Annotated in this window: 2 protein-coding genes; both read right to left on the reverse strand. The window is 29.6% G+C overall.

What is annotated here, in order from left to right; translation table 11 throughout:
- On the reverse strand, nucleotides 1-2,486 hold a 2,486-nt coding region (locus ACKI3Q_RS02315; protein ID WP_407413889.1), incomplete at its 3' end, for a C1 family peptidase.
- A 247-nt stretch (nucleotides 2,487-2,733) separates the two neighbouring features.
- On the reverse strand, nucleotides 2,734-2,943 hold a 210-nt coding region (locus ACKI3Q_RS02320), incomplete at its 5' end, for a hypothetical protein (protein ID WP_407413891.1).

The following is a 2,943-nucleotide window of genomic DNA, read 5'->3' on the forward strand; positions in this document are numbered from 1 at the left end:
TCAGTAAGTATCACTTCATCAATAGTATAAACTTTCAATGATGCTGTTACATTGTCGCTTTCTAAATCATAAAATCCTTCACCAAAATCAGCAAATGAAGTATTGGTTTTAAAGTGTTGTCTTGAGTTTTCTAGTATAGGAACATATTTTTTTGTCATCACTACTGTAAAGTTATCATTTTTTTCAATAGCAATGTTTTTGTCTAATTTAATGGTATGATAGCCTTTAAATGGAGCGGTTCCATTTTGTGATAATTTTAATTCATCATTCACATAAATTTTAAAGTTATATTTTGTGCCATTTTCAAAGAAGTAAGTTCCAACTGCAGCTATTAAATCATCATCTAGGGAGGTATAGGTATTTTTATAAGAAACATTACCTCCTAGCTTTGATTCATAATATTTTATGGTTCCACCTAAATCGGTTTGATAATTTTTAGTATATGGTTCATTATTTTCAAAAATGTATCCGCTTGATTGAAGTGCAGTTGCAAAGCCTGTATCATAATATGATATGTAATTATATCCCTGATCTCCGTATTCGGTTCCATAACTGTTCTTTATAATCCATGCACCATCGCCCGGCGGAGTTACCAGGAAATTTTCAGAGGAATATGTATCATCCCATCCTACAAGGAAAACCACATGGCTTGGGCTTCCAGTTTTGAAGAAGTAATATGCAGAAGTATTTTTATTATAATATGGTTCTTTTAATTCAGAATGCATTGCTACACTTAAACCGCAGTATTTTAATACGGCTTCTTTCATTGCTTTGTTGTCAGTTAAATTTTCACGAGGGTCAATGATTACCACATCCTGTATGTGAACATTTTCAGGGCTGCTGATAAATTGGGATATTTTTCCAACATCATCAAATTCATCATCAAATTCATTAAGCATTCCAAGCCAATTTATAGCATAAACAATTGATTCTGTATATCCTCCTTCTCGTAAATACTTGTTTCCAATTTTGGAGTATTTTATCATACTATTTTGAATATTATTTTCTGAAAAATCATATTCAATTCCGGTATATTTAATCAATGCAGATTCCATTGCTGCAGCAGCACCGAATGCCCAGCATGCACTCATTGTATTTTGATTCTTAACTGAACTTACCCAACCCCAGTCACGTAAGTCAAATTTCTGAGGCAGTTTTGAAAAAATGATTGTATCGTTTAAAAGTTCTAATTGTTTTACTTTTTCAGTAACTATGCTTTCATAGTTTGTATCATTTAAACAGTTGGTGTTGTTTATATAAGTGTTATTTAAAAAATAATTTTCAAGGAAAACACCGTGAATAGCTTCACCATTGTTTTTAAATAGTGATTCAGTAATATTCAAATCACTGTCATAACTGTACACTCCATGTTTGTCATTGTTTATAAAATGGCTGTTGGAAGTGATTAAAATAGATGCATCGGCATATATTCCGCCACCATGATTAAATTCTTCTTCATCAGATGTTAATTTATTGTTTTCGATAAGTGTATTTCTAATTATGTATTCACCATTAGATAAATAAATTGCTCCACCGTCATAAATTGCACGGTTATCCTTAAAAGTACTTTGAAGTATAATTCCATTTCCACCTAAAATAATTAAAGCTCCACCAAATTCAGATGAACAATTTAAAAATTCACTATTTCTGATTATACTCGTTCCAGTATTGTTATATAAATATCCTGCAGTATCAAGAAATACTGCACCTGCATTTTTGGTTGAAGTCACGTTTATAAAACTACAATTTTCTATAAGTACTTCATCCAATTCTTTTATTACAATAGCACCAGCACTCATTGTTGCATTTAAGTTTATAAATTTGGAATTGGTAATATATGTTTTTCTATCATTATAGATTGCAGTTGCAGATTTTGATGTTGAATCGGCAAATATTGAATTGTCTATGTTTATTGTAGAAAGATAACCATATACCATAGCTGTTTGAAGTATATTTGTACTTTTAAAATAAGATTCTTCTATACTAATAATTCCTTCTTCACTGTAGATTGCGTTACCTTCTGAAGCAGTATTTTCAATAAATTTAGAGTTATTGATAGTGGCTGTGTTAAATACTGTTAATCCGCCTCCTCTGGAACTGGCATAATCATTTTTAAAAGTAATATTATTTAAAGTTATATTCTTACCTAAAGAAAGTATTCCTCCACCAAAATCAGCCATTCCATTTATTATAACGAGATCGTTCACGGTTACATTTTCACCATAAATTCTAAAAAGTCTTGATTGATTTTGCCCATCAATCGTATGTCCATTACCATTAATTACAAAGTTTGTTTTATTGACATAAACTCCGAGAGTATAATTTCCATCATCTGTTGGACTATATGCATAGTCCTGTGTTATTTCAAAGCCATTATCACTTTTATAAATTTGTGTTTCTAATGCTGTAAGGTTTCCTTCAGCAGAAACTGCACTAATTGATATTAATAAGACAAAAAATAATAGAAATATTTTATATTTATTCAAAATTTTTTCCCCCATATTTATAATTTCATGTTAATTTTCAATTCTCGCGAACTGAGTAGTGTTCTGATTAAAGATCAAAAATCATAAAAGTTATGCTATTATATAAAAATAAGATAAAAGTATGATTATTTTGAACTTAAATTATGTTTTATTTAAAGAAATATTTAAAATTGTTCATTCTAAAATAAAATATGTATTCATATTTTTGATGAATATATGTTAAAAAATTAAAAATTAGAGGAATTATTCATTCCTCTTTTGCAGCGATAGTTATTTTGTTTGAAATCATGGCTGAACCGTATTGGCTTGTTATAATATACTCTCCTGGCATTAAATTAATGTTTAATCTTGCTATTCCATTTTCATCGGTTGGACGATTATAGAACACTCCATTAATATTGAATGTTATGTTAACGCCAGATACAGGATTTCCTTGACCGTTTACAATAGTTGCACT

It is taken from the genome of Methanobrevibacter sp. (assembly GCF_045636185.1).
Classification (GTDB): Archaea; Methanobacteriota; Methanobacteria; order Methanobacteriales; family Methanobacteriaceae; genus Methanocatella.